We start from the raw sequence: 20869 nt of genomic DNA on the forward strand, positions 1-20869 counted from the left end.
CGGTCACTGTACGGGCGGGAGGCGCGGTCCGGGGTCCGCGATCGTCCCCCGGGAAGCCGGGGCGGTCCCGAGGAACCGTGCGATGTCCGCCGCGCACGCCTCCGGCGAGCGATCCGTCGTGTCGACGGCGAGGTCGTAGCTCACGCCGTCGTGCACGCTCAGCGCCTGCCGCCTCGCCATGCCCGCGACGCGGTCGGGGCGGTCGGCCTCCCGTGCAGCAGCGACCTCGGGGTCGCAGTGCACGCCCACCCACACGATGCCCTCGGTCCCGAACAGCGAGCGGAGCCGCTCCTGCCCCGCGCCGCCGGAGAGCAGCACCTCGTCGAGGATCAGGGGAGCTCCGGCGGCTGCCATCGCGCGGAGTCCCGCGTACCAGCAGCGTTCGAGCCGCCTGTGCTCCTCGGTGAAGGTGATACTCCCATTCCGGTGGAACGTGATACCGGATGCAGCGTGCTCGCCTCGTCCGGGAAGGGCGTCGATGAACGTGTCCACCCCGAAGGTCAACCATGGTCCCGGGAGGATCTCCTGGAGCGCGCGTGCGATCGACGACGTGCCCGCGCTCGATCCGCCGTTGAGGACGAGGACGGATGGACGGAACCCCCGGACCGCGTCCGGATCAGGCGACAGTCAGCTCACCCATGCGGCCCCAGCCCTCCGCGGCGATGCGCTCGCTGATGATCTGCGGTGTCTCCACCAGCGCCTGCGGCATGTCCTGCATGGCCTGCGAGAAGTGGGCGCTGTTCACGTGGGCCTCGGCGGCGTCGTCCTGGAAGGCTTCGACGAGCACGAAGGTGTGGGGATCATCGACGCTGCGCGACCACTCGAACCACAGGTTGCCCGGTTCCTGGCGGGTCGCCTCCGTGAAGTCGCGGGTGTGCTCGATCCAGCGCTCGCTCCACTCCGGCTTCACGGTGAACTTGACGACGATGAAAATCATGGGGATGCCTTCCGGTGCGGGGTCGGGTACTCCTCCAACCTAGGCGCTGCACCGGCGGCGTGCATGCGCCGTCTCCGTATGTTGATCACCGGCACCGGGGACGGTACACCTCCCTGTCCCACCGCGAGGCACCCCCGCTCACGGGCAGTACCCCGGCAAGTGCAATACGGCGTAATGCAAACGTGAGGAGGCCCGGCCACCGGGCGTAGCCTCGCCGGAATGCAGCACACACAGGGAAGCATCCCCACCCTCGACCTCAGCACGGCGCGATCCGCCGACGGCACCTTCTCCCCCGACTTCATCGAGGCCCTGCGCGACGCCGCGCACACGGTCGGCTTCTTCCACATCGTGAACTACGGCGCCGCCCCCACCCAGGTGGACGACCTGTTCTCCATCACGCGCCGCTTCTTCGACCTCCCCCTCGAGGAACGCCTGGCCATCCACAACCGCACCTCGCCCCACTTCCGCGGCTACGCGGGTCTCGGGACGGAGATCACCCGTGGCCGCCCGGACGCCCGCGAGCAGATCGACTTCTCCCCGGAGCGCGAACCCGTAGCGGACTACCCCGCGGACGAGCCGTTCTGGCTCCTGCAGGGCCCGAACCTGTGGCCCCGCCACACCCTTCCCGAGCTCGAGCACCGAGCCATGGAGTGGGCGGCCCTGATGTCCTCGGTGGGCGCCGAACTGCTCTCCGCGATCGCCGTGGCCCTCCACCTCCCCGAGGACTACTTCGCGGAGCCCTTCGAGGGGACTCCTGCATGGATGGCCAAACTCGTGCACTACGTCGGCGGCGTCGTCGAGGGTGCCGGCTCCCAGGGCGTGGGCTCCCATGCCGACTACGGCTTCGTGACACTCCTCCTGCAGGACGAGGTGGGCGGCCTCGAGGTGCTGCCGCACGGAACCACCGAATGGGTGCCGGTGACGCCCATCCCGGGGGCGCTCGTCGTCAACCTGGGCGAGATGCTCGAGGTCGCCACCGAGGGCTACCTCGCCGCGACCATCCACCGCGTCACAGCGCCCGCCCCCGGGGTGGACCGTTACGCCATCCCGTTCTTCTGGTCGCCGCGGCTCGATGCCGTGATCGAGCCGGTGCCGTTGACCGAGGACCTCCGCGCCGCGGCGCGCGGACTCTCCGACGATCCCGACAACCCCATGCTCTCCTCCTACGGCTCGAACATGCTGAAGGGCCGCCTGCGTGCCCACCCGGACGTCACCGAACTCCACTACCCCGAGCTGGCGGCGCGCTGACCGCGCGACCCCGGGACAACGAACGACGACGGCGGCACTCACTTCGAGTGCCACCGTCGTCGTGCGCACTGCGTGGCACAGCCGTGCCGCTGGTCCTCCGTTCCTCGCGCGGCGAAGGGCTGGTCGAATTCCGAGCTTTTGCGCCACCAATGACGATCGTGAGGTAAGGATCAACGCTGATTCTGTGCCGGTCGACAAGGATCAGCGCAGGCTAGGGCAAGGAAAGTGAACGCTAGGCAAAGTCGCGTCTACGTTGGTGCTCGTTGAGGGAAACCAGTCCACAGATCGTGTGGATCCTGTTCCTCGACATGTGGCTGTAGCTGGAATTACAGCCACGACGGTGCCCCGTCCCGGGTGCCGGATTCCCACCAGGAAGAGGCCCTGTCATGCGTAAGTCCGCAAAGATCATCACCGCCCTGTCCGTCACCGGTCTCGCTGTCGCTGCCGGTTCCGCCTTCACCGGCACCGGTCTCAGCACTACGGCTGGCGCGAGCCAGTTCGTCGGCGGCACGGTGTCGCAGGCTGTCACCGGCGCAACCCTCACCAATCTGCAGTACGGATTCGTCGATGACACCACGAAGACGGCCGTCAATAAGGTGACGCTGACCTTCGCTGAAGGCGCCGATACCAAGGCAGTCACGCTCGCTCTGACCGGCGGCACCGCCGCAGTCTTCACGTGCTCGGCGGTGGACGCAACCAGCAACAAGTCAGTCTGTGACGCAGCCGCGGGTACGAGCCAGACCGGGGTCGAGAGCGCTTCCGTCACCGTCAGCTAGTAGCGGTCCACTGGGTGGCCGGCTCCGAGGGCCGGTCGCCCATTCCGTTGCCCCCAGGTCGTGACCTGCAGAACGAACTGGCCGAGCCCCTGGGGGTTAGCAGTGGCTTCACCCTTGATCCAGAGAATGAGCAATGTAGGGCTGGTACTGCTCGCTGCCGTGGCGACATGCGCAGCGCTTGTGCTGGTCAGTGGTCAAGCCGCAGTGGTCATCACGCACGGCGTCAGCATGAACCCGGTCTACCACGAGGGCGATCTCGTCGTCGTCGCCCGGGCAGCCTCGTACGGCGTGGGTGACATCGCCGCCTACGACCTCCCTGACAAGGATGAGGTGGCCCTTCACCGGATCATCGACGGCGACAGCAGCGCGTTCATCTTCCAGGGCGACAACAACCAGTCCATCGACCCGATCCAACCGAGCGGTGAAGACCTCGTGGGCCGGGCCGTCCTCCACATCCCCCAGGGCGGCGTGTGGCTCCGGACCCTCACGAGCCCTCCGGTCCTCGGCCTGGTGGCCTTCGGCCTCGTGACCGCCGGCAGCGCCGTGACCACACGGAAACAGCGCAAGCGAAGGAAAGCAGCCATGGCCCAGCACTCCGCCAGCCCATCAACCGCGTACCAGCCCCTGGGAATGCTTCCTGCACCGCTACGCGTTCCTGCCGCCCTCTGCGCCGCGTCCGCCGTCGTCGGCGTCACCCTCGGCGCGCTGGGCTGGTCAGCCCCCCTGCAGGTCCCGTCCACAGCGCTGGTCGAAGCCGGCACGCGCATGGATTTTTCCTACACCGCCGCTGTCGGCGAGAGCCCGGCCTACGATGCCACCACCGCAACGTCACCGGACCCGATCTTCCGGACGCGTGCCGATACCGTCGATGTCCGCTACAGCTACTCCGGCGATGCCGGAACCGTGACCGTGCTCGCCGAGCTGTCGATGCAGGGTGGTTGGCAGTCGACCGTGCCCCTCTCCGAGCCCGCCACCTTCACCGGCAGCGAGCACGAAGGAACCATCCAACTGGACCTCGACGCACTCGAGGCGAGGGCCGAGGCTGGTGCGGTTGCCGCGGGCCTGCCGATGGGCCCCGTCTCGGTCGCCCTGGTGCCCGAAGTGGCCACCGAAACGGGAGCAACGTTCCGGCCCGCGCTGAACCTCGACCTGGCGCCCCTGGCGCTCACCCTCCCCGGGGGCGCAGACAGCCTGTCCGTCACGGACACCGCCGGCGCGCAGCAGACGGCGCTCGTGTCCCGGACGGTCGGCGTCAACGGGGTCGGCATCAGCGCTGCAGCAGCTCGCGTTCTTTCGGCAGTACTGCTGGCCGCAGCCATCATCACCGGAACTATCCTCACGGTCCTGGCCCGCCGGATCACTCCGGAGGACGAAGCCGCAGCAATCCGGCGCCGCTATGCCGCGTTGCTGGTGCGCGTGCATCCCATGCCGGCACCGCAGGGGCGGCCGGTCATCGATGTCACCACCTTCCCGACACTGGCGAAACTTGCCGAACGCTACGGCCTGCTCGTGCTGCACTGGTCCCGCAGCGGCATGGAGACCTTCATCGTCCAGGATGAGAACATCACCTACCGCTACCGACCGGCTCCCATCGACTCATCGAGCGAATCGGAGCTCGACCTCGTCGACGCGCATCAGGAGCGCTGACCCCGCCTATCGGGAGCGCCCGTCGCGCGCCTGATCCCGTCGATCCGGACACCTGCCGTCGCTTCACTCTGCCCACCCTCGCCCGAGGACACGAGGTCACGCGCCGGTACTGCCGTCGAACGCGTAGTGCAGCCTTACCAGCTGCGAGTCCCCGAGACGCTCGGCGTCGAGCAATCGGAGGCGGGCCGGCAATCCGGCGTAAAGCCTCGAACCACCGCCACGGCTTCGAGCTCCACCTTCTGACGGGGATAGCCCAGCACGGTGACACCCATGAGCGTGCTCGGCGGCATTGCCCCCATCACACCGACCAACGCGTCCCAGGCCTCGACGAGTCCTTGTCGATCCGCCGAGGCGACGAGCACCCGCAACTGAACCACGTCCGCGAGCCCACCACCCGACAGCTGCAGAACACGCTCGAGGTTCCGAAGCGCCAGCACGGCCTGCTCCGCGAAGGAATCACCCTCCACGTCGCCGGCATCTGTGAGCGGACAGGCACCAGCGCAGAAGACAAGGCTCGACGACGGCGCAACGGTGGACGCGTAGGCGTAGGGCACGGCCGCGAGACCCAGCGGAGGAGGAACGGGGGTCACGGCACGGTTCCGCCGTCGATCCAGCGGATGCGGATGGGCCCGCGCACGTCGGCCTCCACCGGCTCACCCTTCTGCGTGACGTCGACGAGGCCCTCGTCCGCGAGCCCGAAGGCGATCCGCCGAGCCGCCGGCATGAGGTCGCGCCAGGCGTCTCCCCCGATGCTGCGTGCCGCATCGGACGGGCAGAGCGTCCTATCACAGCCCCGCTGCTCGGCGATGCGCAGGATCTCCGCGCGCAGATCCTCGTCCGAGGGACGGTCAGGCATCGCCGTCGTCCTGCACCTGCTCCGCGGGCGGTTGCGGCGCCTGGTTCCTCGCCTGCAGGGCCTCGAGCTGCTCCAGGGCGCCCGTCCACCGGGCTCTCCGCTGGGCGGCGGTCTGCTCCCACCACGGCGTGCCGCGCTCCCCCAGCCCCTCCTTCGCGAGCTGCACCGTGCGGCGTGCCCGTGGCAGTGCCGCGCCGTCGTCGCCCTTCGCACTGTTGCGCACTCCCGAGCGTCCGCGCCCGAGGTGGGACATCAGGCGCGCCTTCACGTCGTCGGGCAGGGAGGGGTCGGTCTTCCGCCAGCGGCGGCCGCTGTGCAGGAAGAAGCGCTCGTCGTCGGAGCTGCCTGCGAGATCACTCACGGCGGTCAGCTCGCGGACCCGGGCGGGCCGATGAGCAGCAGGACCGTGAACACCACGGAGACCCCGACGATCGCCACGAACACGGCCGTCAGGGGCGCTCGGAGCACCCATGCCTGCAGCTGCTCCAGGAGGTTGCGGGGGTGCTCACCGCCGGGGGCGAGGCGCCAGGAACCGGCGAGCCGGCCCTTCCGTTCGATCCAGCGCTCGTAGGGGATGGTGGCGAAGGGGACGACGGCGGAGGCGAGGCCGAGCAGGCCCGTCACCGGGGACCAGCGCTGGTTGATCCAGACGAATGCGACCGTCAGGACGAAGCAGAGGAAGACGAAGCCGTGCACCGCACCGGCGGGTGGCACCAGCGCCTCGGTGGTGCGCGTGACGTACTTGAAGAACATGCCCAGCAGCAGGAACGCCCACGTGATCGCTTCCGCGACGGCAACGGTCCTGAACAGGGTGCGGGGGTTCATCGGTCCTCCTGGTCGGCTCTGCATGGTGGTTCCATCCTCCCATCAGCCGCCCCGCCTCCTGATCGCCGGGAAGAGAGCCGGGAACAGAGCGGGCACGGAGAAGGCTACGGAGCCGGACATGAAGAGGGCCCCGGAGCCGATGCTCCGGGGCCCTTTCCGCGGGACTACTTGCCCTTGAAGGCGGTTTTCACGTCGGACGCGGCGTCCTTGACGTTCTCGCCGGCCTGCTTGGTGGTGGCCGAGGCCTGGTCGGCCTGGCCCTCCGCCTTGAGGTCCTGGTTGTTCGTGGCGTCGCCGGCGGCCTCCTTGGCCTTGCCCGCGAGTTCCTCGGCCTTGTTCTTCGCCTTGTCGATGAAGCTCATGATGCGTCCTTCCCTGTTCCGTTCTCGTCCCCGGGGGGATCCCCGGCGATGCGTTACTGCGTAACGTTCCTGGTTCTCGACGCCGTGGAGACGTCGATGATGATGGCCACCGTGCGCGGCACGGCTTCGAGCGACGACGCGAGGCGCTCCACGGCGCCTCCACGGATCGAGGCCACGGTCTCCGCGATCTCGGCCCTGTGGTTCAGCGTGGCGCGGATGGTGATGTCCGGCGCCCCGGCACTTCCCCGGAGCACGCTCCTCGCCTTCTGTACGTCCGGCAGCTGCTCCACATCGGCGTTCAGGGTCCCCTCGAGGAGGGCCGGGTTCAGCGTCACGAGGCCGTTGTCATCGGCGGCGTGCAGCCGGTACACCCGGGCACGACGGCGGCGGGGCACCTGTGCGGCGAGCCACGCCAGTCCGAGGACCGCGAGGATCACGCCTGCGGCGACCAGCCCACCCTGCAGTGCGGGTGCGGCTGCCGTGGCCACGGGGTCGAACCCGATCACTGGCGTGCCGCTCGAGGGGGTCGGCGCGCCCTGGACCACCGAGCCGAGGAGGCCCAGCGTGGCTGCGAGGAGTGCTGCCGCTCCGATGAGGAGCACGAGGCCGATGACGGCGAGCCAGAACCTGTTGAGCCGTGCGGGTGATTGCCTCATGATCGTCTCCTTCCGAGGGTGTGCCTGGGGATGATGTCCGGCGTACCGGGATGCGCGGTGGTGGGGTCCGGGGTCAGGTCAGTCATGGTGCTCCGTCCTGGCGCGCACCCTGACCCTGGGCGCGGGCTTCAGGCCGAGATCGTCCACCGAAGACTGGACGACGTCCCTGACCGTGGCCTGGAGTTCACCTGTGGACACGAGGTACGTGGACAGGGAGAGCTTCAGTCTTCCGCCCCGGAGCTGGGCGCGGGCGGCCGAGACGCCGTCCACCCGCTCGGCGCGGGCCGTCGCGAGGCGCTCGACGGCGGAGCGTCCCATGACCGTCGTGGTGCCGTCCATACCGTGCCAGGTGGTTCCCGCTGTGAGCGCGGTGCGCCGCCCCGGCAGCAACGCCGCCAGCAGGAGTACCAGGCCGATCACCGCGGCCACCGCCGCGGCGGCGTAGAGGGCGGTGGAGCCCCACGTCACGGCCGTGGTGGTCGAGAGGGCGCCTTCGGCAAGAGAGGTGTCCCCCGTGAGCGCGGACACCCCGAGCCAGACGAGGCCTGCCCCGGCGGCGACGAGCACGATGGCTGTGAGCGTGGCCGGGAGCGTCCGGCTGGGCCGGCGGGGCAGCTTGTGTGCCGATGCGGTACTCATGCGAGCGTCCTTCCCTTGCCGGCGGAACCGTTCTCGAGCGAGGCGATGGTGACGTCGATGCGTCCCACGTGCACCGCCGTCGTGCGTTCGAGGACGTCCGTGACGTGGCGGCGGAGCGCCTCGGACCCCGCACGGAGCGGCGCCGGGTACTGCATCGCGACCGTCAGGGAGACGTACGCGATGGTGCCGTTGAGTTCGACGTCGGCACTGGGCCTGGCGTCCAGGTCACCGGAGGCTCCGAGCCCCAGGACCCCGCCGGACCTGCCGCCGATGAACGGCAGCTCGGAGGCGGCCTGGCTGGCGATCTTCCGCAGCACCTTCTCCTTCATGACGAGGTGTCCGCGCTGCGCCGCATCCGGCGCCTGCGGATCGGTGGTGGTCCTCATGGCGCTCACCCGTTCGAGCTGCGGCGGTTCAGGAGGTCCTGCACGTCCAGCTTGCCCTCGAGGTAGCGGCCGATGGCGAGGCCCACCGCGCCGAAGAAGACGACGGCGATGAACTGGAGGAACCCGCCGAACACGGCGACGATCCCCAGGAGGAGACCTACGAACAATCCGATGGTGCTGCGCGACATGATGCTGTCCTGTCTGATGGGAGAGGGGAAGGAAGGTGCGGCGGACGGAGCGCCCGCCGCACGGAGGTGCTACTCGAGCTCGGTGCCGCGACCCGAGGTCTCGGCGTCGTCCTCGTCACCCGGCAGGTGCACGTCGGTGACGTTGACGTTCACCTCGATGACCTCGAGCCCCGTGGCGCGCTCCACGGAGTTCACGACGTTGCGGCGGATGTTCTCGCTCACCTCGACGATCGAGCTGCCGTAGTCCACGACGATGCTGACGTCGATCGCCGTCTGGCGCTCGCCCTTCTCGACGCTCACGCCACCGCTGACGTTGGTCTGCGAGCCCGGGATGCGCTCGGTGATCTGGTTGAAGGCGCGGCGTGCCGCGTTGCCCATGGCGAAGACGCCGGGTACCTCGCGGGTGGCGACACCGGCGAGCTTCTGGACGACGGTCTCCGCGATGGTGGTGTCGCCCTTCTCGGTCTGCAGCGGGCCCTTGCGGACGGCGGCGGACTCCGTGCTCGGGGTGGACTTCTGGGCGGTCACTGTCTCGGCCATGATGCGTTTCCTTCTCTGTCGATGGGACTGAATGCGTCGTACACGGGTAAGTCGTCGCCCGCGGGGCAAAGCGCACGGTGAATCCCTGAGACGCTGGTCACAGGAAGGTCGGCGTCCCGTGGTTCAGTGGTCCCGTAGCGTCCGCACCTCCCCCATGTCTCCTACCTCCCGCACTGCTGAAGGGCCCGCCCGCATGTTCCTCCTCGAACCGGCCGTACCGGCCGCCGGTGCCGCGCCCGCGCACGCCGATCTCGTGTTCTCGGCGACGGACCTCGTCACGGCGTCCGAGTGCGGGTACCGGCTGCTGCGCGTCCTGGACGAGAAACTGGGCCGTGCGCCGAAGGCGGTGTTCGCGCCGGACGAGATGCTGCAGCGCGCGGCCTCCCTCGGCGACGTGCACGAGCACCGTGTCCTCGAGGAGCTCGTCGCCGAGCACGGCTCCTGGTCGGCCGGCACCAGCGGCGGCGTGTACGAGGTCGAGACTGCTGTCTCGATGGACCGTGCCACGCTCACCGCCAAGCACGAGGAATCCCTCGGCGCCCTCCGCTCCGGAGCCTCAGTGGTGTTCCAGGCGGCATTCTTCGACGGCACGTTCCACGGCCGCTCCGACTTCCTCGTCCGCGAACCGGACTCCTCCTACGCGGTCTGGGACACGAAGCTGGCCCGGCACGCGAAGGTGGGTGCCTTGCTCCAGCTCGCCGCGTACGGCGATCAGCTGATCACCGCCGGCATCCCCACGTCACCGGAGGTCACGCTGGTACTCGGCGACCGCTCCCGCGGCATGCACAGCCTCACGGACCTGCTGCCCGTGTTCCGGCAACGGCGGTCACGCTTCCTCGACCTGGTCACCCGACACCGGCAGCAGCCGCACCGCGTGGCATGGAACAGCCCCGACGTCGGTGCCTGCGGCCGCTGCGACTACTGCTCCGAGCAGGTCACGGCGACGCGCGACCTCCTGCTGGTCGCGGGCATGACGGGTGACCGCCGCGCGAAGCTGAGGGGTCAGGGCATCAGCACCATCGACGCGCTCGCCGCCATGGACCCCCGCCCGGAGTACGCTCCCCTGCAGCGCCTCCACGAGCAGGCGCGCCTGCAGGTGGGCCTCGGGGAGGTGGACGGCGCCGTGACCTACCAGGACGCCGACGCCGTGGAGCACACCGTCTCCTACCGTCTGCTGCCCGGCGCCACCGTGGCCTCGTTGCCCGCGCCCAGCCACGGGGACATCTTCTTCGACTTCGAGGGGGACCCGCTGTGGCAGGACCCGGTGGACGGCACCTGGGGGCTCGAATACCTCTTCGGGGTCGTCGAACAGCCCGAGGACCGCGACGCGGAACCACCGTTCCGTCCGTTCTGGGCGCACAGCCGCTCCGAGGAACGCGCGGCGCTCGTCGACTTCCTCGAGTACGTGGCGGCCCGCCGGCAGCGGTACCCGGACCTGCACGTCTACCACTACGCCGCGTACGAGAAGAGCGCCCTGCGGCGCCTGTCCCTGGTGCACGTCATCGGGGAGGACGCCGTGAACACCCTGCTGCGCGAGGGCGTGCTGGTGGACTTGTACGAGACAGTCCGGCACAGCCTGCGTATCAGCGAACGCTCCTACAGCATCAAGAAGCTCGAACCCCTCTACATGGGTGACCGGCTGCGGTCGGGTGACGTCACAGACGCAGGCGCCTCCGTCGTCGCGTACGCCGCCTACTGCGCTGCGCGCGATGCCGGTGAGGAACCACTGGCCGCGCGGGTGCTGGCGGGTATCAGCGACTACAACCGCTACGACTGCCTCTCCACCCTTCGGCTGCGCGACTGGCTGCTGGCGCTGGTCCCCGGGTCCGGCCGGCTCTCCCCGGTCTCCGGGGAGGTCGACGACGCCGATACGTCGCTCGCCGAGGAGGACGCCTCGACGTACGGGCCCAGGGCGGAGGAGGCCCGCCTGCTCGACCACCTCGCCGGACTCCCCGCCGAGCAGGCGCTGCAGGCCGACCGGCGGGCGGTGGCCATGGTCGCCGCCGCGGTGGGCTACCACCGGCGCGAACGGAAGCAGTTCTGGTGGTCCCACTACGACCGCCTCGCAGCGCCGCCGCACGACTGGGAGGAATCGCGGGACGTCCTGGTCCTCGACGAGGTCCGCGTGGAGCAGGACTGGGAGCGACCCACCCCGCGGTCCAACCCCGTACGCGTGCTCGCCGCACGTACGCGCCTGCAGCCCGGGGTGGAGGCCCAGGTTGGGTCCACCCACTTCGCGATCTACGATGCGCCCACGCCCCCGGGCACCGATGACGAGGACAGCAGCGGTGTGGGCCGCGGTGGGTGGTACGACGTGGCGGTCACCGGGCTCACCGAGGAGCGCGGTGCCCTCCGGCTCCTGATCCGTGAGAAGTTGCGGAAGGGCGGCGAGCCACGCGGTGAGTTCCCCGTGGCCCTGGCGCCCGACCGGCCCCTCCCGACGGGCTCCCTCGAGAAGGCACTGATCGCCCTCGCGGACCGGGTGGGTCAGACGTTGCCCGGGGTTCCTGACGGCCCTGCTCTCGATCTCCTCCGCCGGCTGCCTCCCCGGCTCGCCGACGGCGCCCCGCTCCCCGAGGTGCCACCCGGACCGGACGGCTACGCGCAGGCCATCACGTCGGCCCTGCTGACACTCCGGGATTCCTACCTCGCCGTGCAGGGGCCCCCCGGTACCGGCAAGACCCACGTGGGAGCCGACGTCATCGCGCGTCTCGTCCGCCACGGCTGGAAGGTCGGCGTGGTGGCGCAGTCCCACGCCGTGGTCGACAACCTGCTCTGCCGCGCGCTGGAGGCGGGCGTCCCCGAGCACGTCGTCGCGAAGAAGCTCAAGGGCGCGGAGGAGGTGCCGTGGACGCGCAGGGCGGACGCCGACATCGTCCACCTCCTCGCCTCCGAGGGAGGCTGCCTCGTGGGTGGGACGGCCTGGACGATGACGGGCTCGAGCATCCCGCCGGCCTCGCTCGACCTGCTCGTCATCGACGAGGCGGGGCAGTTCTCGCTCGCGAACACCCTGGCCGTCGCGCAGGCCACCACCAGGCTCCTGCTCCTCGGGGACCCGCAACAGCTCCCCCAGGTCTCGCAGGGCACGCATCCCGAACCGGTGGATCAGTCGGCCCTGAGCTGGCTGTCCGACGGCCACGCCACGCTGCCGCCCACACTCGGGTACTTCCTCGCCGACACGTGGCGCCTGCACCCCGCGCTGTGCGACGCCGTCTCGACCTTCGCCTACGACGGGCGGCTGACCACGGCCTCCGCGGCGCGCGGCCGGCACCTGGACGGCGTGGGCCCGGGGATCGCCCTGGTCGAGGTGGAGCACGCGTCCAACACCACCTCTTCGCCCGAGGAGGCCGCGGAAGTGGTGCGGCAGGTGCGCCGACACCTCGGGTTGCCGTGGACGTCCGGGGATGCGACCGACGCAACCGGCGGGGCAACCGGCGGAGCGTCGTCGCCGCGGCCCCTCGGCGAGGAGGACATCCTGGTGGTCGCCGCCTACAACGCGCAGGTGCACCTGGTGCAGCGTGCACTCGCGGCGGCCGGCCTGCGGAAGGTGCGCGTGGGAACCGTGGACCGGTTCCAGGGTCAGCAGGCCGCCGTCGTGCTCGTCACGATGGCGACGTCCTCCGCGGCGGAGGCCCCTCGCGGCATCGGGTTCCTGCTCAACAGGAACCGGGTCAACGTCGCGGTGTCGCGTGGGCAGTGGCGGGCCGTCATCATCAGGTCACCGTGGCTCACGCACCACCTGCCGACCACCCCGGCGGCACTGGCCGAACTCGGCGCGTTCATCGGGTTGTGCGAGCGCGGGCGCCTGAACTGACACCGGGGCACCCCGGGCCATCACACTGGCGCCGGTTAACGCAAAAACAGGCCGGACCGAAGTCCGACCTGTTTCCGCGAAAAGAATCTAGGAGAAGATCCGAGCCTTAGAGGGGCTGGATGTTCGACGCCTGAGGACCCTTGGGGCCCTGCTCGGTGTCGAAGCTGACCTTCTGGTTCTCATCAAGCGAGCGGTAGCCGCTTGCGTTGATGGCGGAGAAGTGTGCGAACACGTCTGCGCTTCCGTCGTCGGGAGCAATGAATCCAAAGCCCTTTTCAGCGTTGAACCACTTCACGGTACCTGTTGCCATTTTTGTTTATCCTTCTGAAATTCAGACGCGATCCGACTTTCGGAACGCCCCAGTCGCGGCGTGCTTGTCCGCTTTTTCAGAGACGCATCCGGCCCCTAAGGGCTGGACAGCGTGAAATACAAATGCGCAACACTACAACCACGCCCCACTTAACCAAACGAAGGTGGGTCATGGCAAGCAGAGACCACAACTTGTTCGCCGAGAGCCCATGTGATCGTCCCGTCCGGGTCGGCTCACGCCGCCGTTCGGGCCCCTGCCGTGAGCAGCATGGCGTCCGAGAGCAGCTCGAAGGAGCGGAGCCAGGTGGCCGTGCTGCCCGCCTGCGTGGCGACGATCAGCTCGTCCGCCCCCACCTGCGCCGCGAAGCGTTCGAGGTAGTCGCGGACCACGTCGGGCGTCCCCACGGCGCTGTAGCGCGCCATCTCCGCCATGTGCTGACCGCCGGGCGAGGCCAGGATCGCCTCCTGCTCCTCACGGGTGAACGTCTGCCCGCGCCCGAGGAGCAGCGTGACGCGCCGGAGCATCGCCTCGTGGAACTCGTGGTGCGCCTCGCCCGCGTCGTCCGCGGCAATCACGTTGACGCCCGCGATGAAGTGTGGTGTGTCGTTCTGGGCCGACGGGGTGAACTCGCGGCGGTAGATGCTGGCGGCGTCGTGCAGGGCCTGCGGCGCGAAGTGGGACGCGAAGGCGAACGGGAGACCGAGCGCGGCGGCGAGACGCGCGCCGAACAGGGAGGAGCCGAGGATGTACAGCGGCACGTTCGTCCCGCGTCCCGGCGTGGCCTGGACGCCCGGCACGCGGGAGTCTCCCGTGAGGTAGCCCTGCAGCTCGAGGACGTCCTGGGGGAAGCTCTCGGCGGCCATGGGATCGCGGCGGAGAGCACGCGCGGTGGTCTGGTCACTCCCCGGCGCGCGGCCGAGCCCCAGGTCAATCCGTTTCGGGTACAGGCTCTCCAGCGTGCCGAACTGCTCGGCGATGGTCAGCGGCGAGTGGTTCGGCAGCATCACGCCCCCGGAGCCGAGGCGGATGCTCGACGTCCTCGCGGCGACGTGCGCGATCAGCACGCTCGTGGCCGACGAGGCGATGCTGCCCATGTTGTGGTGCTCCGCGTACCAGATGCGCCGGTAGCCCCACGCCTCCGCGTGCTGGGCCAGGGTGACACTCGCGGCGAACGTCTCCGCGGGCGTTGAACCCTCGGCGACCTGCGCGAGATCGAGGATGGACAGGGGAAGAGTCATGGGGGAACCTCTCGACATCGGTGCGCGCACGGGCACGCCGCACGCCTCTGGGGGGAACGACGCCACCGGAGCTTCTATTTCCCGGCGGTCGTTCCCGGGCAGCGGCCTGTCATGGCCCTTCTGACAGACTGGCCCCATGGCCACTCACGACCTTCCGACCACCGAACCAGAGCTCCGCGAGCGCCAGGACCACCTCGTCCGGCTCCTCGCCGTCGAGCAGAACACCGCGCGGCTCCAGGCCCTGAGCGACGAGCTCGAGGCCGTCCAGCGTCGCCTCGAGCAGGTCCGCGGGACCTGACAGACCTGATGGACCTGATGGACCTGATGGACCTGATGGACCGACGTCGACCCCGTGGGGCCGCCGGAGTGAGGCCTCCGGCATGAGATCCCCCGCATGACGTCATCCGTGCATCCCGGCCACGCCGGGCGTCCGCTGCAGGAACCGGTCCTCGCCGGCATGGTGACGGCGCTCGTCGGCTTCACGTCGTCGTTCGCGGTGGTCCTCGCGGGGCTACGGGCCACCGGGGCCACAGCCGAGCAGGCCGCGTCGGGGCTGCTCGCGCTCACCGCCGTCGTCGGCCTGGGGATCGTCCTGCTGGCGCTGCGCTACCGGATCCCCGTGACGCTCTCGTGGTCCACCCCCGGGGCGGCGCTGCTCGCCGGCGCCACCGTGCCCGACGGCGGCTGGGCCGCCGCGGTGGGGGCCTTCCTCGTCACGGCGCTCCTGATCCTGCTGACCGGGGCGGTGCCCTGGCTCGGACGCCTCGTCGCGCGGATTCCCCAGCACCTCGCGCAGGCCATGCTCGCGGGCGTCCTGCTGCCCCTCTGCCTCGCACCCTTCCGCTCGCTCGGCACCATCCCGCTGCTGGTCCTGCCGGTGATCCTGGTCTGGCTCGTCGCCTCCGCCGTGGTCCCCCGCTGGGCGGTACCGCTGGCGCTCGTCGCAGCGTTAGTGATCATCGCCGTCGATCTCCTCCGCACCGGAGCGGTGATCGACCCGGCGTCCCTGGCGCCCTCGCTCTCCGTCACCCTGCCGACGTTCGAGCTGGGTGCCGTCATCGGCATAGCCCTGCCGCTCTACGTCGTGACGATGGCGTCACAGAACCTTCCCGGCGTCGCCGTCCTGTCCTCCTTCGGCTACCGCGCGCCGTGGCGGGCCGCGCTCACCGTCACGGGCCTCGGGACGGCCGCGGCCGCGCCCTTCGGCGGGCACGCGGTGAACCTCGCCGCCCTGTCCGCGGCCCTCTCCGCGGGCGAGGGGGCAGGAGCGGACAAGGACCGCCGGTGGGTAGCCGCGCTCACGGCGGGGTTGACCTACCTGGTGCTGGCAGCGGGCTCGGGGGCGCTCGTCGTCGTCGTGGGCGCGGCGCCCCCGGGGCTCGTGGAGGCCGTTGCCGGCCTGGCGCTCATCGGCACCATGGCGACGGCGGTGACCTCCGCCTTCCGCGAGGCCGAGGGCCGCATGAGCGGGGCCGTCACGTTCCTCCTCGCAGCCTCGGGCCTGTCGATCGGTGGGATCGGCGGCGCGTTTTGGGCGCTCGTCGGCGGGCTGGCGGTTCGCGCCGTGCTCGAGCGGGAAGCGGCTCGGCGGCACTGACGGCACCCGCGGTGGAACTCCCGTTCATCGCCGGAGCCACGGCGATGTCCGTCCAGCGTGTCAGACGGCGGTGTTCGGCGCCTGCGCCTCGTCACCCTGCTCGCGCGCCCGCTTCTCGCGTGCACGGTCGAGCGCGTTGATCACGGGAGCCGCGGTGATGCCGTGGATCACGATGGACAGCACGATCACGAGCCCGCCGATGCGCCACAGCGCGGACTCGTCGGCGGCGAACTCGCCCTTCGAGAGCGCGTAGCTCAGGTAGTAGATCGAACCGATGCCGCGTACCCCGAAGAACGCGAGCACGCCGCGCTCCCGCGGACCGGTCTTGCCGCGGGCCAGGCTGATCCAGGCCGTCAGAGGCCTCACCAGGAGGATGAACGCGACGGCCACCACGATCTCCAGCATCTGAAGGCCCTCGAACAGGCCACGCGCCACCGCTCCCCCGAGGAGCACCAGCACGACGACGGTCAGGAGCCGCTCGAGCTGTTCGATGTAGCTGTGCAGCACGCCGTGGTAGCCGTTGGTCTGTTCTCCCATGCGGATCGTGACGGCGCAGACGAACACCGCGATGAAGCCGTAGCCCTCCACCGCCTCGGTGAGGCCGTAGGTCAGGAACGTCGCGGCGAGCGCCACGAAGCCCTCCGAGTAGTTGGCGAGGCGGATGCTCTTCAGCGGCGTCCGGAAGAAGACCCGCCCGAGCAGCTTCCCCATGCCGAACCCGAAGGCGCAGCCGATGATCATGCGCCAGAGGACGTCGAGCAGGATCCACTCGGGGAACCACGCGGACGGGCTGAGACCCACGGTGCTGAGGAGGATCGCCAGGTACACGAACGGGAAGGCGAGCCCGTCGTTCAGGCCCGCTTCGGAGGTCAGACCGAAACGCACCTCGTCCTCGCCGTCGAGTTCCTCCTCCGACTCCGAGGGCTCCCCCACCTGCACCTCGGAGGCGAGCACCGGGTCGGTGGGAGCCAGTGCGGCGGCGATGAGGAGGGCGGACGCGACGCCGAGCCCGAGGATCCACATCCCCATCAGCGTGAGCGCGACGATGCACAGCGGCATGGCGATGCCGAGCAGGCGCCACGTGGTGGACCAGCGGTGCCACCCCACGGGCCTGTCCAGGGCGAGACCGGCACCCATCAGCGAGATGATGACGCACACCTCGCTGAGGTGGAGGGTGACGTCGCCGTAGGCCAGCGGGTCCGGATCCGGGAGGTCGGGAGCGAAGCTGAAGATGAGGATCCCCGCGGCGAGGAACACCATCGGCATGGACACCGGCGCGCGCTGCAGCAGTCGGGGCAGCAGGGCTGCGGCGAAGACGGCGAGGCCGGCTGCCGCGAAGATGATGCTCGGAGCTTCGAACACGCCGTACCTCTTCCGTTGTCATCCCGCGTCCCGGGCCGCGGGCGGGGTGCCCGATCCAGGGTAAAACAACCCTCCCACGGATACCGCGGGCAGGGGCACGGCCGGGGCGCGGCGTCTCCCCCGCGTGAGAGTATGAAATTATGCCCATTTCGCCTCACCCCATGGTCGATGTCACCGACATCATCAGGATCGTGGGCGGTGCGGCGTTCCAGCGCGGGCAGACCTACGCGAAGGACGGCGCGGTCAGCTCGCTCGCCTGGGACGCCGACTCCAAGATCCTCACCGGCAAGGTCCGCGGTTCCGCCCCTTCCGAGTACCGCACCAAGCTCCGCCTCGGCGTGAAGGGTGACGGCCGCTTCCGCCCCCTCGAGAACTTCTGCAGCTGCCCCATCGGCGCGGACTGCAAGCACGTGGCGGCCACAGCCCTGCAGAGCAACACCGAGAACGTCCTCGCGAAGCACGAGCAGGAGCTCGGGGCCAACCCCGCACCACGCACGACGGCGCCCGCCGGCTGGCAGGCGTCCCTCCTCGATCTGCTGGAGGGGGACCTCGAGCCGGCCGCGCCGGCGGCCCTGACACCGCTGGGACTGCAGTTTGAACTCCGGACCCCGGAGGTCGCCGTCCAGCGGTGGGGGTCGGCCGCCGAGCGCCAGGGGCAGCGCACGCTCAACACGCGCCTCGGCGTACGGCCCGTGAGCCAGAACGGCAAGGGCAAGTGGATCAAGAACAACCTGTCCTGGGGCAGCATCAGCTACCAGACGTACGGGCTGAAACTGGACGCCGACCAGCACCGCTGGTTCTCCCAGTTCCCGGCGCTGCACCGCGGCACCGGCGTCAACTACTTCGGCAACAACGACTCCTGGCTCTACCTCGACGACTTCAGCAACCCCCTCCTCTGGCAACTGCTCGAGGAGGCGGAGCGCCTCGGCATCGCGTTCGTCGGATCGAAGAAGTCCGTCACCATCGCGCTCGCCGGTCGCGCGATCCTCAAGCTGGACGCGACGGAGACCGAGGACGGGTCGCTGCAGCTGTGCCCTGCGCTGGACATCGACGGGCAGCCGCACCCCTCCGACACCGCCCACGTGATCAGCACGCACGGCATCTACACCGTGGCGCCGGATGACACGATCACGCTCGCGCCGACGTCCCGCCGACTGACGGCGAAGGACATCGAGTTGCTGCAGCGTGGGCGGCCCGTGGTGGTGCCGGAGGAGGAGAAGTCGCTCTTCCTGCAGGACTACTACCCGAAGCTGCGGCAGTCGATCGACGTGGACAGCAGTGACGGCAGCGTGGAGCTCCCCGAGATCCAGCCGCCGTCCCTCGTGCTCGTCACGGCCTACGGCCTTGAGGGCTCGGTGTCGCTCGACTGGCACTTCGACTACCCGCTCGGCGACGCCGTGCAGCGCCGGCCCCTGCGCAGGGGCGGGCCGGGCAGCGATGACGGCTACCGCGACGCCGACGCCGAGGACGCCCTCTCCGTCGCCGCGCGCCGGGTACTCGGGAGCATGCCGCTCCGGCAGGCCACGCTCCAGGACATGCAGGCCGTCGAGTTCGCGGAGGAGGTGCTGCCCGAGCTCGCCGCGCTCCCGGGTATCTCCATCGAAGTGGTCGGCGAGAAACCCGACTACCGGGAGCTGACGGAGATGCCGACCCTGCGGGTCAGCACCGTCGAGACGGACAACCGGGACTGGTTCGACCTCGGGGTCATGGTCACGGTCAGTGGCCGCACCATCCCCTTCGACTCGATCTTCCGGGCGCTCGCGCAGGGCCGCAAGAAGCTGAAGCTCGTGGACAACACGTACCTCTCGCTCGAGCAGCCCGTGTTCGACCAGCTCCGTGAACTGATCGAGGAAGCCCGCTCCCTGGCGGAGTGGGATCCCGAGTCGGGCCTGCAGATCAGCCGCTACCAGGCGGGGCTCTGGGCGGACTTCGAGGACCTCGCCGAGGAGACGGAGCAGGCGCAGTCCTGGCGCGACGCCGTCAGCGGTCTCCTGGAACTCTCCGACGTCGAGGCAACACCGGCGCCCGCCGGGCTCCAGGCAGAGATGCGGCCCTACCAGGCGGACGGCTTCAGCTGGCTCGCCTTCCTGTGGCGGCACCAGCTCGGCGGGGTCCTCGCCGACGACATGGGGCTCGGCAAGACCCTGCAGGCCCTGGCACTCATGGTCCACGCGCAGGAGACCACCGGGATCGACGCCCCGTTCCTCGTCGTCGCGCCCACCTCGGTGGTACCCAACTGGGGCAACGAGGCCCGGCGGTTCGCGCCCGGCCTGAAGGTGGTGACCGTCACCGACACCCAGGGCGCCTCGGGCGTGCCCGTACGGGAGCAGGTGAGGGGCGCCGACGTCGTCATCACCTCCTACACGCTGTTCCGGCTCGACTTCCCGGCCTACCAGGAGCCCACGTGGTCCGGTCTGGTGCTCGACGAGGCCCAGTTCGTGAAGAACCGCGCGTCCAAGGTGCACCAGGCGGCCAAGGACTTCGATGCCCCGTTCAAGCTCGCGATCACCGGCACGCCCATGGAGAACAACCTCATGGAGCTGTGGTCCATGTTCGACATCGTGGCGCCGGGCCTCTTCCCCTCGGCCCGCAAGTTCACCGAGGACTACCGCACGCCCATCGAGAAGATCGGCGACAACCGGCCGCTCGTCCGGCTCCGCAAGCGCATCCGCCCGCTCATGATGCGCCGCACCAAGGAGGCCGTGGCCTCGGACCTCCCGCCGAAGCAGGAGCAGGTCCTCGAGGTGGAGCTGCACCCGGAGCACCGGCACATCTACGAGACCTACCTGCAGCGCGAACGGCAGAAGCTCCTCGGCCTGATCGAGGACATGAACCGCAACCGGATGATCGTCTTCCGGTCCCTGACGCTGCTGCGGATGCTCAGCCTCGACGCCTCGCTCGTCGACCCCGAGCACGAGGGCGTTCCCTCCGCCAAACTCGAAGTGCTCTTCGAGAACCTGGAGGGCATCATCGCCGAGGGCCACCGGGCGCTCGTGTTCAGTCAGTTCACGTCCTACCTGAAGAAGGCCGCCGAGCAGCTCGACGCCCGCGGCATCCCGTACGCCTACCTCGACGGATCCACCCGCAGCCGCGGTGACGTGATCGACTCCTTCAAGGAGGGCGACGCGCCCGTCTTCCTCATCAGCCTCAAGGCCGGTGGATTCGGGCTGAACCTCACGGAGGCGGACTACTGCTTCCTGCTGGACCCCTGGTGGAACCCTGCGTCCGAGGCCCAGGCAGTGGACCGGACCCACCGCATCGGCCAGACCAAGAACGTCATGGTCTACCGCATGGTGTCCAAGGGCACCATCGAGGAGAAGGTCATGAAGCTGAAGGAGCAGAAGGCGAAGCTGTTCACCTCGGTGATGGACGACGACGCCGTCTTCAGCTCGGCGCTGACCGCGGAGGACATCCGAGGCCTGCTCGACGTCTAGGCGCGCCCGGCCGCCTCCAGACGGCCTGCTGCCAGCCCGGACCGCTCGTCGCAG

Annotated in this window: 22 protein-coding genes; 7 read left to right on the forward strand and 15 right to left on the reverse strand. The window is 69.7% G+C overall.

The features are described 5' to 3' along the window. Positions 1-3 precede the first annotated feature (3 nt). Together AC4D12_RS13845 and AC4D12_RS13850 are read right to left on the reverse strand one after the other, a co-directional pair. Positions 4-627 carry a chloramphenicol phosphotransferase CPT family protein gene (locus tag AC4D12_RS13845; RefSeq protein WP_490950660.1) on the reverse strand — a complete coding sequence of 208 codons (624 nt, stop codon included), beginning with the start codon at positions 625-627 and terminating at the stop codon, positions 4-6. Beyond that, positions 617-937 (reverse strand): putative quinol monooxygenase, encoded by a 321-nt coding sequence (locus AC4D12_RS13850; protein WP_490950514.1) that lies wholly within the window; start codon positions 935-937, stop codon positions 617-619. Before AC4D12_RS13850 ends, AC4D12_RS13845 begins: the two co-directional genes overlap by 11 nt. Positions 938-1156: 219 nt before the next feature. Here AC4D12_RS13850 and AC4D12_RS13855 point away from each other — a divergent pair, with 219 nt between their 5' ends. From AC4D12_RS13855 to AC4D12_RS13865, 3 genes are all read left to right on the forward strand, one after another. After that, positions 1157-2185, forward strand: a complete 1029-nt coding sequence (locus AC4D12_RS13855) for an isopenicillin N synthase family dioxygenase (RefSeq protein WP_490950515.1) — start codon at positions 1157-1159, stop codon at positions 2183-2185. Between the two features lie 386 nt (positions 2186-2571). Continuing rightward, positions 2572-2961 carry a hypothetical protein gene (locus tag AC4D12_RS13860; RefSeq protein ID WP_490950516.1) on the forward strand — a complete coding sequence of 130 codons (390 nt, stop codon included), beginning with the start codon at positions 2572-2574 and terminating at the stop codon, positions 2959-2961. Between the two features lie 126 nt (positions 2962-3087). Further along, positions 3088-4608: a signal peptidase I gene (locus AC4D12_RS13865; protein WP_490950517.1), complete on the forward strand. Its 1521-nt coding sequence runs from the start codon at positions 3088-3090 to the stop codon at positions 4606-4608. Positions 4609-4742: 134 nt separating this feature from the next. Here the strand turns inward: AC4D12_RS13865 and AC4D12_RS13870 are convergent, their stop codons facing one another. The 10 genes from AC4D12_RS13870 to AC4D12_RS13915 all read right to left on the reverse strand — a co-directional run bounded on the left by AC4D12_RS13870 (position 4743) and on the right by AC4D12_RS13915 (position 9060). Beyond that, positions 4743-5162, reverse strand: a complete 420-nt coding sequence (locus AC4D12_RS13870; protein ID WP_490950518.1) for a RidA family protein — start codon at positions 5160-5162, stop codon at positions 4743-4745. Positions 5163-5194: 32 nt separating this feature from the next. Further along, positions 5195-5464, reverse strand: coding sequence for a DUF3253 domain-containing protein (locus AC4D12_RS13875; protein WP_490950519.1), 270 nt, complete (start codon positions 5462-5464; stop codon positions 5195-5197). Beyond that, positions 5457-5825, reverse strand: a complete 369-nt coding sequence (locus tag AC4D12_RS13880; protein ID WP_490950520.1) for a 2-polyprenylphenol hydroxylase — start codon at positions 5823-5825, stop codon at positions 5457-5459. Before AC4D12_RS13880 ends, AC4D12_RS13875 begins: the two co-directional genes overlap by 8 nt. 5 nt (positions 5826-5830) lie before the next feature. Further along, positions 5831-6289, reverse strand: coding sequence for a DUF3817 domain-containing protein (locus AC4D12_RS13885; protein WP_490950521.1), 459 nt, complete (start codon positions 6287-6289; stop codon positions 5831-5833). A 164-nt stretch (positions 6290-6453) separates the two neighbouring features. Continuing rightward, the gene (locus AC4D12_RS13890) at positions 6454-6651 is read right to left on the reverse strand and encodes a CsbD family protein (protein ID WP_490950522.1); all 198 of its coding nucleotides are present in this window, start codon (positions 6649-6651) and stop codon (positions 6454-6456) included. Between the two features lie 53 nt (positions 6652-6704). Further along, on the reverse strand, positions 6705-7307 hold the full coding sequence (locus AC4D12_RS13895; RefSeq protein WP_490950523.1) for a hypothetical protein: 603 nt from the start codon (positions 7305-7307) through the stop codon (positions 6705-6707). A gap of 78 nt (positions 7308-7385) precedes the next feature. Beyond that, a complete protein-coding gene (locus tag AC4D12_RS13900; protein WP_490950524.1) occupies positions 7386-7946 on the reverse strand; it encodes a DUF6286 domain-containing protein in 561 nt (186 codons plus the stop codon). Next, entirely contained in the window at positions 7943-8332 is a 390-nt protein-coding gene (locus AC4D12_RS13905; RefSeq protein WP_490950525.1) for an Asp23/Gls24 family envelope stress response protein, read from the reverse strand. Before AC4D12_RS13905 ends, AC4D12_RS13900 begins: the two co-directional genes overlap by 4 nt. 5 nt (positions 8333-8337) lie before the next feature. Beyond that, a complete protein-coding gene (locus AC4D12_RS13910; RefSeq protein ID WP_490950526.1) occupies positions 8338-8520 on the reverse strand; it encodes a DUF2273 domain-containing protein in 183 nt (60 codons plus the stop codon). Positions 8521-8589: 69 nt separating this feature from the next. Then, positions 8590-9060 carry an Asp23/Gls24 family envelope stress response protein gene (locus AC4D12_RS13915; RefSeq protein WP_490950527.1) on the reverse strand — a complete coding sequence of 157 codons (471 nt, stop codon included), beginning with the start codon at positions 9058-9060 and terminating at the stop codon, positions 8590-8592. A gap of 193 nt (positions 9061-9253) precedes the next feature. Here AC4D12_RS13915 and AC4D12_RS13920 point away from each other — a divergent pair, with 193 nt between their 5' ends. Continuing rightward, positions 9254-12874 (forward strand): TM0106 family RecB-like putative nuclease, encoded by a 3621-nt coding sequence (locus tag AC4D12_RS13920; RefSeq protein ID WP_490950528.1) that lies wholly within the window; start codon positions 9254-9256, stop codon positions 12872-12874. Between the two features lie 106 nt (positions 12875-12980). Here AC4D12_RS13920 and AC4D12_RS13925 read toward each other — a convergent pair whose 3' ends face one another. After that, positions 12981-13184: a cold-shock protein gene (locus AC4D12_RS13925; RefSeq protein WP_026533290.1), complete on the reverse strand. Its 204-nt coding sequence runs from the start codon at positions 13182-13184 to the stop codon at positions 12981-12983. Between the two features lie 233 nt (positions 13185-13417). Further along, on the reverse strand, positions 13418-14422 hold the full coding sequence (locus AC4D12_RS13930) for an LLM class flavin-dependent oxidoreductase (RefSeq protein ID WP_490950529.1): 1005 nt from the start codon (positions 14420-14422) through the stop codon (positions 13418-13420). A gap of 136 nt (positions 14423-14558) precedes the next feature. On the opposite strand from AC4D12_RS13930, the gene AC4D12_RS13935 reads away from it, so the two are divergent. Further along, positions 14559-14720, forward strand: a complete 162-nt coding sequence (locus AC4D12_RS13935; RefSeq protein ID WP_490950530.1) for a hypothetical protein — start codon at positions 14559-14561, stop codon at positions 14718-14720. 96 nt (positions 14721-14816) lie between these two features. Continuing rightward, a complete protein-coding gene (locus AC4D12_RS13940) occupies positions 14817-16019 on the forward strand; it encodes a benzoate/H(+) symporter BenE family transporter (protein ID WP_490950531.1) in 1203 nt (400 codons plus the stop codon). Between the two features lie 60 nt (positions 16020-16079). Here the strand turns inward: AC4D12_RS13940 and AC4D12_RS13945 are convergent, their stop codons facing one another. Beyond that, complete coding sequence (locus AC4D12_RS13945; RefSeq protein WP_490950532.1) at positions 16080-17381, reverse strand: cation:proton antiporter; 1302 nt, start codon at positions 17379-17381, stop codon at positions 16080-16082. Positions 17382-17542: 161 nt separating this feature from the next. On the opposite strand from AC4D12_RS13945, the gene AC4D12_RS13950 reads away from it, so the two are divergent. Then, positions 17543-20815 (forward strand): DEAD/DEAH box helicase, encoded by a 3273-nt coding sequence (locus tag AC4D12_RS13950; RefSeq protein ID WP_490950533.1) that lies wholly within the window; start codon positions 17543-17545, stop codon positions 20813-20815. Positions 20816-20869 lie beyond the last annotated feature (54 nt).

Source organism: Arthrobacter sp. TJ-266, assembly GCF_058269115.1.

Coding starts and splice junctions, on each gene's coding strand:
- AC4D12_RS13850 (WP_490950514.1), bottom strand. CDS start 937: ATGATTTTCATCGTCGTCAAGTTCACCGTGAAGCCGGAGTGGAGCGAG.
- AC4D12_RS13855 (WP_490950515.1), top strand. CDS start 1,157: ATGCAGCACACACAGGGAAGCATCCCCACCCTCGACCTCAGCACGGCG.
- AC4D12_RS13860 (WP_490950516.1), top strand. CDS start 2,572: ATGCGTAAGTCCGCAAAGATCATCACCGCCCTGTCCGTCACCGGTCTC.
- AC4D12_RS13865 (WP_490950517.1), top strand. CDS start 3,088: ATGAGCAATGTAGGGCTGGTACTGCTCGCTGCCGTGGCGACATGCGCA.
- AC4D12_RS13875 (WP_490950519.1), bottom strand. CDS start 5,464: ATGCCTGACCGTCCCTCGGACGAGGATCTGCGCGCGGAGATCCTGCGC.
- AC4D12_RS13885 (WP_490950521.1), bottom strand. CDS start 6,289: ATGAACCCCCGCACCCTGTTCAGGACCGTTGCCGTCGCGGAAGCGATC.
- AC4D12_RS13890 (WP_490950522.1), bottom strand. CDS start 6,651: ATGAGCTTCATCGACAAGGCGAAGAACAAGGCCGAGGAACTCGCGGGC.
- AC4D12_RS13895 (WP_490950523.1), bottom strand. CDS start 7,307: ATGAGGCAATCACCCGCACGGCTCAACAGGTTCTGGCTCGCCGTCATC.
- AC4D12_RS13900 (WP_490950524.1), bottom strand. CDS start 7,946: ATGAGTACCGCATCGGCACACAAGCTGCCCCGCCGGCCCAGCCGGACG.
- AC4D12_RS13905 (WP_490950525.1), bottom strand. CDS start 8,332: ATGAGGACCACCACCGATCCGCAGGCGCCGGATGCGGCGCAGCGCGGA.
- AC4D12_RS13910 (WP_490950526.1), bottom strand. CDS start 8,520: ATGTCGCGCAGCACCATCGGATTGTTCGTAGGTCTCCTCCTGGGGATC.
- AC4D12_RS13915 (WP_490950527.1), bottom strand. CDS start 9,060: ATGGCCGAGACAGTGACCGCCCAGAAGTCCACCCCGAGCACGGAGTCC.
- AC4D12_RS13920 (WP_490950528.1), top strand. CDS start 9,254: ATGTTCCTCCTCGAACCGGCCGTACCGGCCGCCGGTGCCGCGCCCGCG.
- AC4D12_RS13925 (WP_026533290.1), bottom strand. CDS start 13,184: ATGGCAACAGGTACCGTGAAGTGGTTCAACGCTGAAAAGGGCTTTGGA.
- AC4D12_RS13930 (WP_490950529.1), bottom strand. CDS start 14,422: ATGACTCTTCCCCTGTCCATCCTCGATCTCGCGCAGGTCGCCGAGGGT.
- AC4D12_RS13935 (WP_490950530.1), top strand. CDS start 14,559: ATGGCCACTCACGACCTTCCGACCACCGAACCAGAGCTCCGCGAGCGC.
- AC4D12_RS13940 (WP_490950531.1), top strand. CDS start 14,817: ATGACGTCATCCGTGCATCCCGGCCACGCCGGGCGTCCGCTGCAGGAA.
- AC4D12_RS13950 (WP_490950533.1), top strand. CDS start 17,543: ATGGTCGATGTCACCGACATCATCAGGATCGTGGGCGGTGCGGCGTTC.